This window comes from Aeromonas sp. S16(2024) (genome assembly GCF_041403065.1).
Classification (GTDB): domain Bacteria; phylum Pseudomonadota; class Gammaproteobacteria; order Enterobacterales; family Aeromonadaceae; genus Aeromonas.
In genome coordinates this window covers 1-13,761 of the sequence record NZ_JBGLQX010000022.1, presented here as the reverse complement: position 1 = coordinate 13,761, position 13,761 = coordinate 1, and the positions used below count along the sequence as shown (strand labels likewise).

10 protein-coding genes and 6 tRNA genes are annotated in these 13,761 nt (G+C 60.6%); 10 read left to right on the top strand and 6 right to left on the bottom strand.

Translation table 11 applies throughout. The features are described from left to right. Positions 1 to 5: 5 nt before the first annotated feature. The 8 genes from ACB030_RS15895 to ACB030_RS15860 all read left to right on the top strand — a co-directional run bounded on the left by ACB030_RS15895 (position 6) and on the right by ACB030_RS15860 (position 2,404). Positions 6 to 1,253: an aspartate kinase gene (locus ACB030_RS15895; protein ID WP_371161097.1), complete on the top strand. Its 1,248-nt coding sequence runs from the start codon at positions 6 to 8 to the stop codon at positions 1,251 to 1,253. A gap of 93 nt (positions 1,254 to 1,346) precedes the next feature. Next, positions 1,347 to 1,535 carry a carbon storage regulator CsrA gene (gene csrA / locus ACB030_RS15890; protein ID WP_005315760.1) on the top strand — a complete coding sequence of 63 codons (189 nt, stop codon included), beginning with the start codon at positions 1,347 to 1,349 and terminating at the stop codon, positions 1,533 to 1,535. Positions 1,536 to 1,748: 213 nt separating this feature from the next. Then, positions 1,749 to 1,841 (top strand) — tRNA-Ser (locus tag ACB030_RS15885). A gap of 4 nt (positions 1,842 to 1,845) precedes the next feature. Then, positions 1,846 to 1,922: transfer RNA gene (locus ACB030_RS15880), tRNA-Arg, on the top strand. A gap of 98 nt (positions 1,923 to 2,020) precedes the next feature. Next, positions 2,021 to 2,097 (top strand) — tRNA-Arg (locus ACB030_RS15875). 26 nt (positions 2,098 to 2,123) lie between these two features. Further along, positions 2,124 to 2,200, top strand: a tRNA-Arg gene (locus ACB030_RS15870). 25 nt (positions 2,201 to 2,225) lie between these two features. Further along, a tRNA-Arg gene (locus tag ACB030_RS15865) sits at positions 2,226 to 2,302 on the top strand. A gap of 25 nt (positions 2,303 to 2,327) precedes the next feature. Continuing rightward, positions 2,328 to 2,404: transfer RNA gene (locus ACB030_RS15860), tRNA-Arg, on the top strand. 380 nt (positions 2,405 to 2,784) lie between these two features. On the opposite strand, the gene pbpG is transcribed toward ACB030_RS15860, so the two are convergent. From pbpG to pepA, 6 genes are all read right to left on the bottom strand, one after another. Continuing rightward, the gene (pbpG, locus tag ACB030_RS15855; protein ID WP_371161094.1) at positions 2,785 to 3,612 is read right to left on the bottom strand and encodes a D-alanyl-D-alanine endopeptidase; all 828 of its coding nucleotides are present in this window, start codon (positions 3,610 to 3,612) and stop codon (positions 2,785 to 2,787) included. A 136-nt stretch (positions 3,613 to 3,748) separates the two neighbouring features. Next, a complete protein-coding gene (locus tag ACB030_RS15850) occupies positions 3,749 to 4,414 on the bottom strand; it encodes a DedA family protein (protein WP_371161092.1) in 666 nt (221 codons plus the stop codon). An 18-nt stretch (positions 4,415 to 4,432) separates the two neighbouring features. Beyond that, on the bottom strand, positions 4,433 to 5,725 hold the full coding sequence (locus ACB030_RS15845; protein WP_371161090.1) for a hemolysin family protein: 1,293 nt from the start codon (positions 5,723 to 5,725) through the stop codon (positions 4,433 to 4,435). Between the two features lie 242 nt (positions 5,726 to 5,967). After that, positions 5,968 to 8,820 carry a valine--tRNA ligase gene (locus tag ACB030_RS15840; RefSeq protein WP_371161088.1) on the bottom strand — a complete coding sequence of 951 codons (2,853 nt, stop codon included), beginning with the start codon at positions 8,818 to 8,820 and terminating at the stop codon, positions 5,968 to 5,970. 69 nt (positions 8,821 to 8,889) lie between these two features. Further along, positions 8,890 to 9,345, bottom strand: coding sequence for a DNA polymerase III subunit chi (locus tag ACB030_RS15835; protein WP_025325629.1), 456 nt, complete (start codon positions 9,343 to 9,345; stop codon positions 8,890 to 8,892). A 156-nt stretch (positions 9,346 to 9,501) separates the two neighbouring features. After that, a complete protein-coding gene (pepA, locus tag ACB030_RS15830; protein WP_025325630.1) occupies positions 9,502 to 11,013 on the bottom strand; it encodes a leucyl aminopeptidase in 1,512 nt (503 codons plus the stop codon). Between the two features lie 172 nt (positions 11,014 to 11,185). Here pepA and lptF point away from each other — a divergent pair, with 172 nt between their 5' ends. Both lptF and lptG read left to right on the top strand, forming a co-directional pair. Beyond that, positions 11,186 to 12,298, top strand: coding sequence for an LPS export ABC transporter permease LptF (gene lptF / locus ACB030_RS15825; protein WP_371161085.1), 1,113 nt, complete (start codon positions 11,186 to 11,188; stop codon positions 12,296 to 12,298). Between the two features lie 134 nt (positions 12,299 to 12,432). Further along, complete coding sequence (lptG, locus tag ACB030_RS15820) at positions 12,433 to 13,503, top strand: LPS export ABC transporter permease LptG (protein WP_371161083.1); 1,071 nt, start codon at positions 12,433 to 12,435, stop codon at positions 13,501 to 13,503. The last annotated feature ends 258 nt before the right edge of the window (positions 13,504 to 13,761 follow it).

The window sequence follows — 13,761 nt, the reverse complement described above, 5'->3', positions numbered from 1 at the left end:
GATCTGTGGCACTCTATGTACAGAAGTACGGCGGCACCTCGGTCGGCACACTGGAGCGGATCGAGGCGGTGGCTGATCGCGTTCAGCTGAGCCGCGCCCAGGGACACGATGTGGTGGTGGTCGTGTCCGCCATGTCAGGCGAAACAAACCGGTTGCTGGGCATGGCCCAGCAGCTGGATCCGGATGCCAACCGGCGCGAGATGGATGTGCTGGTCTCGACCGGTGAACAGGTCACCATAGCGCTGCTGGCCATCGCGTTGAACAAACGGGGTTGTCCTGCGGTCTCAATGACCGGTGATCAGGTTCGCATCCACACCGATTCCGCCCATGGCAAGGCGCGCATCACCCGGATCGACACCGAGCAGGTTCAGGCCGAGCTGGGGGCGGGCAAGGTAGTGGTGATCGCCGGCTTCCAGGGCCGTGATGAGCACAACGCCATCACCACCCTGGGGCGAGGTGGTTCGGACACCACGGCGGTTGCCGTGGCGGCGGCCATCAAGGCCGATGAATGCCAGATCTTTACCGATGTGGATGGGGTCTATACCACGGATCCGCGCATCGAGCCCAAGGCACGCCGCCTCTCCACCATCACCTTCGAGGAGATGCTGGAGATGGCGAGTCTGGGGGCCAAGGTGCTGCAGATCCGTTCGGTGGAATTCGCGGGCAAGTACCGCGTACCGCTGCGGGTGCTGTCGAGTTTCGTCGACGGAGAGGGAACCTTAATCACATATGGAGGTGAGAGGATGGAAGCACCCCTGGTATCCGGCATTGCGTTCAATCGCAACGAGGCCAGCCTGACCATTCTGGGTGTGCCGGACAGGCCCACAGTTGCGGCGCAGATCCTGAATCCGATCAGCGATGCCAACATAGATGTCGACATGATAGTGCAGAACACCATGGGGGATGGCACCGCCGACTTTACCTTCACGGTGAATCGCGATGACTATCGCCGGGCTCGCGCCCTGCTGGAGGAGACCGCCACCGAGCTGGGGGCCGCCTGCGTGCAGGGCAACGGGGAGATCGCCAAGGTCTCCATCGTCGGGGTCGGCATGTGGAATCATCCCGGGGTCGCGCGCACCATGTTCAAGGTATTGGGCGAGGAGGGGATCAACATGCAGTTGATCTCCACCTCTGAAATCAAGATATCCGTGGTGATTGACGAGAAGTACCTGGAGCTGGCCGTGCGTTCGTTGCACTCAGCGTTCGGGCTGGATAATGAGCCTCATGAGCAGCCCTTGGGGAACAATCCCTGATTGATTTAGTTTCAACCATTTACCATATCGGTATCTTTGTAAGATAATGGCGCATATCGATATAAATACAAAACAGGATACAGGAGCAAGCGAATGCTTATTTTGACTCGTCGTGTAGGGGAAACCCTGATGATCGGTGACGAAGTGACAGTCACCGTACTGGGCGTTAAGGGTAACCAGGTTCGTATCGGTGTGAACGCACCCAAAGAGGTCTCCGTGCACCGCGAAGAGATCTACATGCGGATACAGGCCGAGAAAGTACCGGGCCAACCGAATTTCTAAGCCATTCCATTGGCAGCCTCAAGGCGACATCTCAGGTGTCGCCTTTTGTTTTTCCGGGCCCTGCAAATCGGCTTGCGAGGCGCGGAACCAGGGGGTAAGTGTCGATATTGCTTGAATATTCCACGCTTTGACCAAATGCTGAGCGAACACGCTGTTTTCTCCAAAAAAGTGTTTGACTAAAAATCCCTGTGAAGTATTATCAGCCCCGCAAACGGAGAGGTGGCCGAGAGGCTGAAGGCGCTCCCCTGCTAAGGGAGTATGCGGCTTATACCCGCATCGGGGGTTCGAATCCCCCCTTCTCCGCCATTTTGCGCCCGTAGCTCAGCTGGATAGAGTACCTGGCTACGAACCAGGTGGTCAGAGGTTCGAATCCTCTCGGGCGCACCATATTCGACTCACGATGAGTCATGTATCGACCGTCAGCAGGTCGGTACGCTAGAAAAGGCTTACTGTTGAGTAAGCTTTTTTTATCGCTTTAAATCAGGGCGCCCGTAGCTCAGCTGGATAGAGTACCTGGCTACGAACCAGGTGGTCAGAGGTTCGAATCCTCTCGGGCGCACCATTTAAAGTGAAATCAATGATTTATGAGCGCCCGTAGCTCAGCTGGATAGAGTACCTGGCTACGAACCAGGTGGTCAGAGGTTCGAATCCTCTCGGGCGCACCATTTTAGCAGTACCAAAAGTTTGTGAGCGCCCGTAGCTCAGCTGGATAGAGTACCTGGCTACGAACCAGGTGGTCAGAGGTTCGAATCCTCTCGGGCGCACCATTTTAGCAGTACCAAAAGTTGATGAGCGCCCGTAGCTCAGCTGGATAGAGTACCTGGCTACGAACCAGGTGGTCAGAGGTTCGAATCCTCTCGGGCGCACCATACAGACAGCCTCGACGTCAGTCGGGGCTGTTTTTTTATGGACGCTATTCCCCCGGCTGTGGGGCTCTGCTGCCCTGATGGCGGTTGATGTGCCGCCGCATTGAACGATGCTTGCCGTTCCCGCCACACCACTCTCCGTCGTCGTCCTATCTTCCCCCTGCTCCCTATCGGGCCCTGCTACTCGGCGTCTTGCCATCCCCACCCTATGTCACCTTCAGCGACACACAGGCGCTGCTGCAGGTGAGCTCTGTGCCCGCTGACATCACGAGGGCGGCATGGACCCGGGCTCTGGACGTTAAACGCCCTGGTGGCCGGCAGAAGCCTTTGGCGGGCAACAAAAAAGGATGCCGAGGCATCCTTTTTTGTCTTCGTGGAGAGAGTCAGCTTTTCAGCCATTTGCGAATGCGGTTGGCATCGCCGATCGGGGTACGTTTGCCCACCGAGTTGAGCAGCACTATGGCGAGCTCCTGGCGGTCCGGCTTGGCGCGCATCAACAGGCAGCGGCCCGCCTCGTCGGTGTAGCCGGTCTTGGAGAGGCGCACGTCCCAGTCCGGGTTCTTCACCAGGGGGTTGGTGTTGTTGAACATCAGGCTGTAGGCCGGCGTGCTGAAGCGCATCTCCTTGCTGGTGTCCTGGCTGAACTGGCGGATCAGCGGCTGGCGATAGGCGGCGGCAATGAGCTTTGCCAGATCCCGGGCGGTGGAGACGTTGCGGGTCGACAGGCCGGTGGAGTCGTAGAATCGGCTGTTTCGCATGCCGAGTTGCCTGGCCTTGTTGTTCATGGCACGAATGAAGGCCGAGCGGCCACCCGGATAGTGGCGGGCGAGGGCAGAGGCCATGCGATTCTCGGAGGACATCAGCGCCAGATGCAGGGCATCGCGACGGCTCACCTTGGTGCCGAAACGGACCCGGGAGTAGGTGTGCTTGATGTTGTCCCTGTCGTTCTGATCTATGGTCAGGGTCTGATTGAGGTTCTGGCGGGAATCGAGCACCACCAGTGCCGTCATCAGCTTGGTGAGGGAGGCGATGGGGCGGACCTGGGCTGGGTTCTTCTGATAGAGGGTCTTGCCCGTGTTGATGTCCATGACCAGGGCACTGCCCGACTTGATCTGCAGTTTGGCCGGGTTGGGCGCCGCCAGGGCTGCCTGAGCGCCGAGCAGTCCCATCAATCCACATACCAGCGCGATTGCGCGAATCCGACACCCCATACAACCGACTCCATCCACAGCGAAAAAAGGGGCTAGATTCACTCATTTTTGCCCTCGCTTTACAAGAGCGGGAGGGCGGAATTCGTCACTATTTCCATAAAAAAGGGCCGCCTGCCGGCGACCCTTGTGATTTGTCTCAATCCCTGGAGACGTGGACCTTGCGTTTGCTCAGCCAGCGCCAGATCAGCGCTATCAAGCCGCCGACCAGCAGTACCAGCGGCAGGCAGAGGATGATGCTGAGGAACTGGGACTCGTACTGCGCGGCCAGCTTGGTGTGGCTCAGGTAGTAACCCAGCCCGACCAGGGGGCAGATCCACATGATGGAGCTGATGAGGTTCACCACCAGGAAGCGGCCCTGGGGTATCTCGTTGGCACCGACTATGTAGGGGTAGGCGGTGCGCACGAAGGCGATGTAGCGGGCGGTGATGAGCGTGATGATGCCGTACTTGTTGAGCAGGTAGTGCACCTTCTCCTTGTGCTTCTCATCCAGGTGGGACATCAGCCTGTGGTACATCTGGGTGTGGCCGAGGAAGCGCCCCTGCATGTAGCCGAGCCAGGTGCCGACGAAGGTGGCCAGGATCAGCAGCGGGATGACAGCGAGCGGCAGTACCCCCTGATAGATGAGCACGCCGGTCAGGATCAGCAGGGTGTCACCGGGCAGGAAAGCGGTCGGGATGAAGCCATTTTCCAGCACCAGGAAGGTCAGCAGGACGATATAGACCATGAAGACCATGTTGGGGTCGGACAGGGTCGCCAGATCCTGATTAATGAAGGCGTGAGCCAGGTGGTAAAACTGCTCCATACATGCAAACTCCGCAGGTTAGCTGGGTTGGTCGGTCAGGGGCATGGCAAGCACCTTGTCGATGCGCAGGCCGTCCATATCCACGATTTCCAGTTGCCACTGTTCCAGGGTGACCAGGTCTCCGGTCTGGGGAAGGCGGCCAAGGAGCAGCATGATAAGCCCTCCGAGGGTGTGATAGTGATGTTTTTCTTCTTCCGGCAGGCGAACCAGTTCCAGACAGTCCTTCAATTCCGGCAGCGGGATCAGGCCGTCGAGCAGCCAGCTGCCATCGGCACGCTGGAAGGCCCAGTTGTCCTCTCCGTCTTCCTGCTGGAAGTCGCCCGCCAGGGTCTCCAGCAGATCCTGCTGGGTGACCAGCCCCTGCAGCTCGCCGTATTCATCCACCACCAGCACCATGTGCTCGGCGTGGGCGCGGAAGTGGTTGAGCAGCTCCAGGCCGTTGAGGGTCTCCGGCAACAGGCTGCCGTCCTGGGTCAGGGCCGCCAGATCGATGGGCTCCCCCTTGATGTAGGCGTGCAGCACCTTGCTGACGTTGAGGATGCCCACCAGATCAGAGAGGCTGCCGTCACAGACCGGGAAGAAGCTGTGGCGATACTCCACCAGGCGCTGCAGGTTGGTCTCCAGCGGCAGGGAGAGATCCAGATAGCGGATGTCGCTGCGGGGCACCATCAGGGAGGAGAGGCTGCGTTCGTCGAGGCGGAACACGTTCCGCAACATGGTGTGTTCGTGGTCCTCGATCACGCCGGCTTCGGAGCCCTCTACCAGCATGGCGTGGATCTCCTCCTGGGTGACGTTGTTGCTGTTGTTCTGATCGACCCGCAGCAGGCGCAGGCTGGCATTGGTGGAGGCGGACAGCAGCCAGACGAAGGGACGGGTCAGGGTTGCCAGCCAGAGCATGGGGCGGGCCACCAGGCAGGCAATGCGCTCGGCACTGAGCTGACCCAGGCGCTTGGGCACCAGTTCCCCCACCACGATGGAGAGATAGGTCACCAGCACGACGACGACCACGGTAGCGAGCAGACTGCTGCTCTTGGGGGAGAGGCCCCACTCCTGCAACCACTGCGCGAAGGGCTGGGCAAGCAGGGACTCGCCATAGATGCCGTTGAGCAGGCCTATGCTGGTGATGCCGATCTGGACGGCGGAGAGGAAATGGGTCGGATTCTCCCCCAGCTTGAGGGCGATGGCGGCAGAGCGGCTTCCCTCGCTGGCCATCTTGCTGAGACGGGCCTTGCGTGCGGTGACGATGGCGATTTCCGACATGGCGAAGACGCCATTGAGCAAAATCAATCCAAGCAGGATCAATATTTCCATACTGCAGCAGCACTCCCGGTAGAAAAGATCGCTGGCAGTGTAATGAATTTGCGGGCGCAGCGCTTGTGAAAGGAGGTGATTTGGCCCGTGAATTTTTCAATTTCTCCCGCTGAAAGGGGGCATGTGTCCCTCACGGCGGCGTCGTCATGCTGGCAGCAGCACGATACCAGCGGGCTTGCCATCCGGGGGCGGAAAATGAAAAGCCCCCGATAGACGGGGGCTTTTTGCGCTCGGAGGGGCACTTAGAGGGCGGCGATCTCGGCCTGCTGGGCTTCCAGCTTGGTCAGCTGGAGACGGTAATCTTCCAGCTTCTCGCGCTCCTTGGCGATGACGGCTTCCGGCGCCTTGGCGACGAAGGCCTCGTTGCCGAGCTTGCCTTCGATGCGACCGCACTCGCCGACCAGCCTGGCGACCTCTTTGGCCAGACGGGCCAGTTCGGCCTCCTTGTCGATGAGGCCCGCCATCGGGATCATCAGCTCGGTGGCACCGATCAGCTTCTTCACCGACAGGGGGGCGACTTCACCTTCGCCAAGCACGCGGATGGACTCCAGACGGGCCAGGGACTTGAGGAAGGCCTCGTTGTCACCGGCGCGCAGGCTATCCTTGGCATCGCACTTGAGCAGCACGTTGAGGGCCACGCTCGGCGCCACATTCATCTCGGCGCGGATGTTGCGGATGCTGACGATGAACTCCTTCACCCACTCCTGATCCGCCATGGCGGCTTCGTCTACCTTGGCGGCATCGAACTCCGGGAAGGCCTGCAGCATGATGGTGTCGGCGTTGACACCGGTCAGCGGGGCCACCGACTTCCAGATGGTCTCGGTGATGAAGGGGATGATCGGGTGTGCCAGACGCAGGAGGGTCTCCAGCACGGTGACCAGCGTATGACGGGTAGCGCGCTGCTCGGCCTCCGAGCCCTTGCCCAGCACCGGCTTGGTCAGCTCCAGATACCAGTCGCAGAACTGGTTCCAGATAAATTCGTACAAGACGCCGGCCGCGATATCGAAGCGGTAGGTATCGAGGGCGGTGCGGAAGTCGCGGATGGCCACCTGCAGCTGGGACTGGATCCAGCGATCCGCCAGACTGAACTGCATCTCGCCGCCGTGCAGACCGCAATCCTGATCCTCGGTGTTCATCAGCACATAGCGGGAGGCGTTCCACAGCTTGTTGCAGAAGTTGTTGTAGCCATCCAGGCGCTTCATGTCCCAGTTGATGTCACGACCGGTAGAGGCCAGCGCCGCCAGGGTGAAGCGCAGGGCGTCGGTACCGTGTGCCTCGATCCCTTCCGGGAACTGCTTGGCGGTACGCTTGCCGATCTTCTCGGCCATCTGCGGCTGCATCATGTTGCCGGTGCGCTTCTCCAGCAGATCTTCCAGGGAGATGCCGTCGATCATGTCGAGGGGATCCAGCACGTTGCCCTTGGACTTGGACATCTTCTGCCCTTCTTCGTCACGGATAAGGCCCGTGATGTAGACGGTCTTGAACGGGACTTGCGGCTGGCCGTTCTCGTCCTTGATGAAGTGCATGGTCATCATGATCATCCGGGCAATCCAGAAGAAGATGATGTCGAAGCCGCTCATCAGCACGTCGGTCGGGTGGAAGGTCTTGAGCGCCTCTGTGTTGTTCGGCCAGCCCAGGGTGGAGAAGGTCCACAGGGCGGAGCTGAACCAGGTGTCGAGCACGTCTTCGTCCTGACGCAGTGTGGTCACGGACGGGATGCTGTGCTTGGCACGCACTTCTGCCTCGTCACGACCCACGTAGACATTGCCGGCATCGTCATACCAGGCCGGGATGCGGTGACCCCACCACAGCTGACGGGAGACGCACCAGTCCTGAATGTCGCGCATCCAGGAGAAGTACATGTTCTCGTACTGCTTCGGCACGAACTGGATGCGGCCATCTTCCACCGCTTCGATGGCGGTCTTGGCCATGGGTGCCACGCGCACGTACCACTGGTCGGTCAGCATGGGCTCGATGGGCACGCCACCGCGATCGCCGTAGGGCTGTTGCAGCACGTGATCCTTGATCTCGGCCAGCAGGCCCAGCTCGTCCAGCTTGGCGACGATGGCCTTGCGGGCGGCGAAGCGCTCCATGCCAGCAAACTCGGCCGGCAGGGCTGCATCGTAGGCGGTGCAGGCGTTGCCGTTGGTGTCGACCACTTCGGCCTCGGCGCGCACGTGGGCGTCCAGGGTGAAGATGTTGATCATCGGCAGGTTGTGGCGCTTACCCACTTCGTTGTCGTTGAAGTCGTGAGCCGGGGTGATCTTCACGCAGCCGGTGCCCTTCTCCATGTCGGCGTGTTCGTCGGCGACGATGGGGATCAGACGGTTCACCAGCGGCAGCAGTATGTGCTGGCCGATCAGCGCCTTGTAGCGCGGGTCTTCCGGGTTCACGGCCACGGCGGTATCGCCCAGCATGGTCTCCGGACGGGTGGTGGCGACGATCAGGTGATCCTGACCCTCGGCGGTCTTGGCGCCGTTGGCCAGCGGATAGCGCAGGTGCCACATGTGGCCCTTGATCTCGCGGTTTTCCACTTCCAGATCGGAGATGGCGGTGTTGAGTTTCGGATCCCAGTTCACCAGACGCTTGCCGCGGTACATCAGACCATCTTCGTAGAGACGGACGAACACTTCCTGGACGGCGGCGGAGAGGCCTTCATCCATGGTGAAGCGCTCGCGCTCCCAATCCACGGAGTCGCCCAGACGGCGCATCTGGCGGGTGATGGTGCCACCGGACTCTTCCTTCCACTGCCAGATCTTGTCGATGAAGGCATCACGGCCGTAGTCGTGACGGGTCTTGCCCTCTTCGGCGGCGATCTTGCGCTCAACCACCATCTGGGTGGCGATACCGGCGTGGTCGGTACCCGCCTGCCACAGGGTGTTCTTGCCCTGCATGCGGTTGTAGCGGATCAGGGTGTCCATCAGAGTCTGCTGGAAGGCGTGACCCATGTGCAGGCTGCCGGTGACGTTCGGCGGCGGGATCATGATGCAGAAGGAGTCTTTGCTGGTGTCGCCGTGGGGCTTGAAGTAACCCTGGGCTTCCCAGTGCTGATAGAGCGCCTGTTCGATGGCGTTGTGATTAAAAGTCTTTTCCATGGTCTCGCCGTATTCTGGATGGATGGATGGAGTCTGGTGTTGGGTCGTCGTGGATCGAAGGTGGCGCAGTCAGGGCTGCGCCGGATCCGGTGCGGCAAGGACGGGCTGATCCCTCATCTCGAGGGTGTGGCCCGCCTGGCGATAGTGCTTATAGCGCTCGCGGGCTTGCTGCTTTTGCGTTTCGTCAGTGGGGACAAAATCTACCACTTGAGCGAAGTGTCCTGCAAACAAAGGTGTCTGCTCGGCCAGGTTGATGAGGCGGGCATAGCGCCGCTTCGGTGGCTGATGGCCTATCTCCACCGGGGCCTGGCCGCTCTCCCCCTGCAACTGGTGCGGCACGAAACGGTCCGGTGGCAGTTGCCACAGCAGTTCGTCCAGGCGCAGGGCCTGGGCCTCGTCGTTGCAAAACAGATAGAGGTGGCCGGCACTCCAGCCATCGGCTGCCAGCTGGCAGGCGAGGCGTTCGACCGCAGACGCCTGAGCGTCGTCCGGCTCACTCATCAGGTAAAAGGTCACTTGGCTCATCAGGTTGGTCCCGTTTGGCTGTGACGGACAGCGATTGGCCGTCTGCGGGGCGCCGTGCCAGGCACGGTCTTCCCGGATTCTCTCAATGAAACAAGGAAGAGGCGAGCCTCTTCCTTGTGGTACCACTCCCCTGATGCGGGCATCCGAAGAGAGGGGTTACTCCTTCTCTTCGACGTCCGCCACGCCGGCCCGATTGAGCAGGAACTGGGTGAGCAGCGGCACGGGGCGACCGGTGGAGCCCTTGTCCTTGCCGCTCTTCCAGGCGGTCCCTGCGATGTCCAGGTGGGCCCAGTTGTACTTCTTGGTGAAGCGCGACAGGAAGGCGGCAGCCGTGATGGTGCCGGCCGGACGGCCGCCGATGTTGGCCATGTCCGCGAACGGACTCTCCAACTGCTCCTGATACTCGTCGAACAGGGGCAGACGCCAGGCGCGATCGCCGGCCTGCTCGGAGGCGTTCAGCAGCTCGTGGGCCAGGGGGTTGTGGTTCGCCAGCAGGCCCGAGGTGTGGTGACCCAGGGCGATGATGCAGGCGCCGGTCAGGGTCGCCACGTCGATCACGGTTTCGGGATCGTAGCGGTCCACATAGGTGAGGGCATCGCACAGCACCAGGCGACCCTCGGCGTCGGTGTTGAGCACCTCGACGGTCTGGCCGGACATGGTGGTGAGGATGTCACCGGGGCGATAGGCGTTGCCGCCCGGCATGTTCTCGCAGCCTGCCAGCACGCCGATGACGTTGATGGGCAGCTGCAACTGGGCCAGGGCGTGCATGGTGCCGAGCACGGAGGCGGCGCCGCCCATGTCGTACTTCATCTCGTCCATGCCGTCCGCCGGCTTGATGGAGATGCCGCCCGAATCGAAGGTCAGTCCCTTGCCCACCAGCACGATGGGCTTGGCGTCGGCGTTGCCCTTGTATTCGATGATGGCCATCATGGCTTCGTTCTCGGAGCCACGGGCCACCGCCAGATAGGAGTTCATGCCGAGTTCGGCCATCTCCTGCTCGCCGATCACCTTGGTGGTGATGTTGTCATAGGCATCCGCCAGACGGCGGGCCTGGGAGGCGAGGTAGGCCGGATTGCAGACGTTGGGCGGCATGTTCGCCACGTCGCGGCAGATGCGCACCCCTTTGGCCACGGCCAGGCCGTGAGTGATGGCGCGCTCGCCTATGGTCAGTTCCCGACGGGTCGGCACGTTGAATACCAGCTTGCGCAACGGACGGCGCGGCTCGGCCTTGTTGGTCTTGAACTGATCGAAGCTGTAGAGGCCCGCCTTGGTGGTTTCCACCGCCTGACGCACCTTCCAGTAGGTATCCCGCCCCTTGACGTGCAGCTCGGTCAGGAAGCAGACGGCTTCCATGGACCCGGTCTCGTTCAGGGTGGTGATGGTCTTGTTGATGATCTGCTTGTACTGGCGTTCGTCGAGTTCCCGCTCCTTGCCGCAACCGACCAGCAGTACGCGCTCGCTGAGCACGCCTGGTACTTGATGCAGCAACAGCATCTGGCCTGGTTTACCTTCCAGATCGCCGCGGCGCAGCAGCGAGCTGAGGTAGCCGTCGCTGATCTTGTCCAGCTGTTCGGCAACCGGAGAGAGGCGGCGAGGCTCAAAAACGCCGACCACGACGCAGGCGCTGCGTTGCTTCTCAGGACTGCCACTCTTTACACTGAACTCCATGGAATCTCCTACATCCTAAAGACAAAAGGCACCATTTATTGAATAATGCGGTGCTTGTTGGGGTATCAGAGGCGGAGCGAACAGCCACAGGCTCCGCAGTTCAAACTGGTAAAAATCCAATATAGGGCCCTATTTTTCAGGCATTCGACTAAAAACACAAGTTTACTTGGGAATGACTGTGATCGTTTTCCGATATTTGTTCAGGGAGACCCTGAAAACCCAGATGGCGGTGCTGTTCGTACTGCTGCTTATCTTCGTCAGCCAGCAATTTATCCAGATCATCGGCGACGCCGCCGATGGCGAGGTGCCGACGCGCCTGGTTTCCACCCTGCTGCTGCTCAACCTGCCGAATATGGCCCTGTTGATGCTGCCTATCAGTCTGTTTTTAGCCATTCTGTTTGCTCACGGTCGTTTGTATGCGGAAAGCGAGATGACGGTGATGCATGCGGTGGGCTTCAGCCACCGTTTCGTGATGGGCAGCGCCCTGCTGCTGGCCCTGCTGACGGCCGCCGTGGCGGCCTTCAACACCGGCTGGATAGCCCCCCAGGCCAAGGAGCGCGAGTACCAGGTGATCGACGAGTTCAAGGCCGATCCGGGTATCTCCTTCCTGCAGGCCGGCCGTTTCATGGAGCTCGACAAGGGGCGCCTGGTGGCCTACATCCAGGATCTGAACGACAAGGGTTCCGAGTTGCAGAAGATCTTCGTGCTGCAGCGGGCCGAAGGGGGCTCGCCCCCTTCCGTGGTGGTGGCCAACGAGGGGCAGGTGACGGCCGACAGCAATGGCTTGCAGTGGCTGACCCTGAAGGATGGCTCCCGCTACGAGGGTCAGTTCACCGGCAAGCAGTTCCAGGTCTCTGATTTCAGCGAATACAGCCTGGTGATCCGTCAGCAGGAGATGGAGCGATCCAATCGCAAGGCGGCGGCCAAGCCGACCCTGGAGTTGCTCGGCACCCAGGACAACCAGATGATGGCCGAGTTGCAGTGGCGCCTGTCGCTGCCCTTCTCCATCCTGGTGCTCACCTTCCTGGTGGTGCCGCTGGCCCGGGTCAACCCCCGCCAGGGGCGTTACGCCAAGCTGCTGCCGGCCATACTGCTCTATCTCTCCTATTTCCTGCTGCTCAGCGCCGCTCGCTCGGCCATCGACAGCGGGCGTCTGCCCCACTGGCCCGGCATGTTCCTGGTGCCGCTGATTTATCTGCTGCTGATCGGGGTGCCGCTCAACCTGCAGGGCACCAGTTGGTGGAATGGGGTCAAGGGCCACTTTTTCAAAGGCAAGTCAGCATGATGCTGCAACATAGGAGTTTCTGCTGATGTTCGGCATTCTCGATAGACATGACGGTCGGGTCATTTTGATGCCGATCTGGTGCACCGCATTGCAGGAGAAATCAGCATGAAGCTACAAGATAGGGGTCTCGGCTGATGTTTGGCATTCTCGATAGATATATCGGCCGGGTCATCTTCATGTCGATCCTGCTGTGCGAACTGACCCTGGTCGGGCTGGCAGCGCTCATCAAGTATGTGGAGCAGTTGAAAGCCGTGGGGGAGGGCAACTACGACATGCTCAATGCCCTCTACTTCGTGCTGCTCTCCATGCCCAAGGAGGCGGTGCTCTTCTTCCCGTTGGCGGCCTTGCTGGGTGGCCTCATCGGTCTCGGTCAGCTGGCGACCAGCTCGGAGCTGGTGGTGATGCAGGCAGCGGGCCGCTCCAAGATCAGCATCGTGATGGCGGCGCTCAAGACGGCTATCCCCCTGATGCTGTTGGTCGGTCTGATGGGCGAATACGTGGCCCCGGCCGCCAAGCGGATGGCGGATGACATCAAGGCGGGGGCCATGTCGGAAGGACGACTCACCGTCTCGGCCTACGGTGTCTGGGCGAGGGATGGCAACAACTTCGTCAACATCAACGGGGTGCGCAACGACGGAGCCCTGACCGGCATCACCCTGTATCGCTTCACTCCGTCCCGCAACCTGATCGACGTGGTCCAGGCGCAGGAAGGGGTGTTCGAGCAACATCACTGGCTGCTCAAGCAGGTGCACATCACCCGCTTCGACGATCCCAAGCAGATCCTGGACGAGAAACATGCCGAGATGGCGTGGCAGTCCGAGCTGACCCCCAAGCAGCTGGGGGTGGTGAGCATAGATCCCGAGAACCTGCCTATCTCGGGACTGCGGGACTACATCGGCTATCTGGATGCCAACAAGCAGGACGCCGGGCGCTACAAGCTGGAGATGTGGCGCAAGCTGCTGTCGCCGCTCTCTGTGGTGGCCATGATCTTGCTCGCCTCTTCCTTCATCTTCGGCCCGCTGCGCTCGGTGAGCATGGGGGCCCGGATGCTGATGGGGATCATGACCGGCTTCGCCGTCTATGTGAGCGATAGGGTATTCGGCCCCGTCAGCCTGGTGTATGCGGTACCGCCCATCCTCGCGGCCATCGCTCCCAGCCTGCTGTTTGGCGGCATCTCCTTCTACATCCTGAGCCGCAAGCAGTAGCGAGGGTGAAGTGCGGCGGTGCCAACCCTATGCTGGCGGCCATAGCCCCCAGCCTGCTGTTTGGCGGCATTTCCTTCTATATCCTGAGCTGCAAGCAGTGACGCTGACTGTTGTGTGAGACGACAAGAAACAAGAAGGGCACCCACTGGGCTGTCTCTTATACAAAAATCCCCAAGCATCGCTTGGGGATTTTTTTGAACTTATCTCCCATTGCGTGATCTGAACCTTTCATCACTCTCCCTCTGGTTCTAACATGCC

Bases quoted from the DNA above. Each gene is read 5' to 3' on its own strand.
- pbpG (WP_371161094.1), bottom strand. From the start codon at position 3,612: ATGGGGTGTCGGATTCGCGCAATCGCGCTGGTATGTGGATTGATGGGA.
- ACB030_RS15840 (WP_371161088.1), bottom strand. From the start codon at position 8,820: ATGGAAAAGACTTTTAATCACAACGCCATCGAACAGGCGCTCTATCAG.
- lptF (WP_371161085.1), top strand. From the start codon at position 11,186: ATGACTGTGATCGTTTTCCGATATTTGTTCAGGGAGACCCTGAAAACC.
- pepA (WP_025325630.1), bottom strand. From the start codon at position 11,013: ATGGAGTTCAGTGTAAAGAGTGGCAGTCCTGAGAAGCAACGCAGCGCC.
- csrA (WP_005315760.1), top strand. From the start codon at position 1,347: ATGCTTATTTTGACTCGTCGTGTAGGGGAAACCCTGATGATCGGTGAC.
- ACB030_RS15835 (WP_025325629.1), bottom strand. From the start codon at position 9,345: ATGAGCCAAGTGACCTTTTACCTGATGAGTGAGCCGGACGACGCTCAG.
- ACB030_RS15845 (WP_371161090.1), bottom strand. From the start codon at position 5,725: ATGGAAATATTGATCCTGCTTGGATTGATTTTGCTCAATGGCGTCTTC.
- ACB030_RS15850 (WP_371161092.1), bottom strand. From the start codon at position 4,414: ATGGAGCAGTTTTACCACCTGGCTCACGCCTTCATTAATCAGGATCTG.
- lptG (WP_371161083.1), top strand. From the start codon at position 12,433: ATGTTTGGCATTCTCGATAGATATATCGGCCGGGTCATCTTCATGTCG.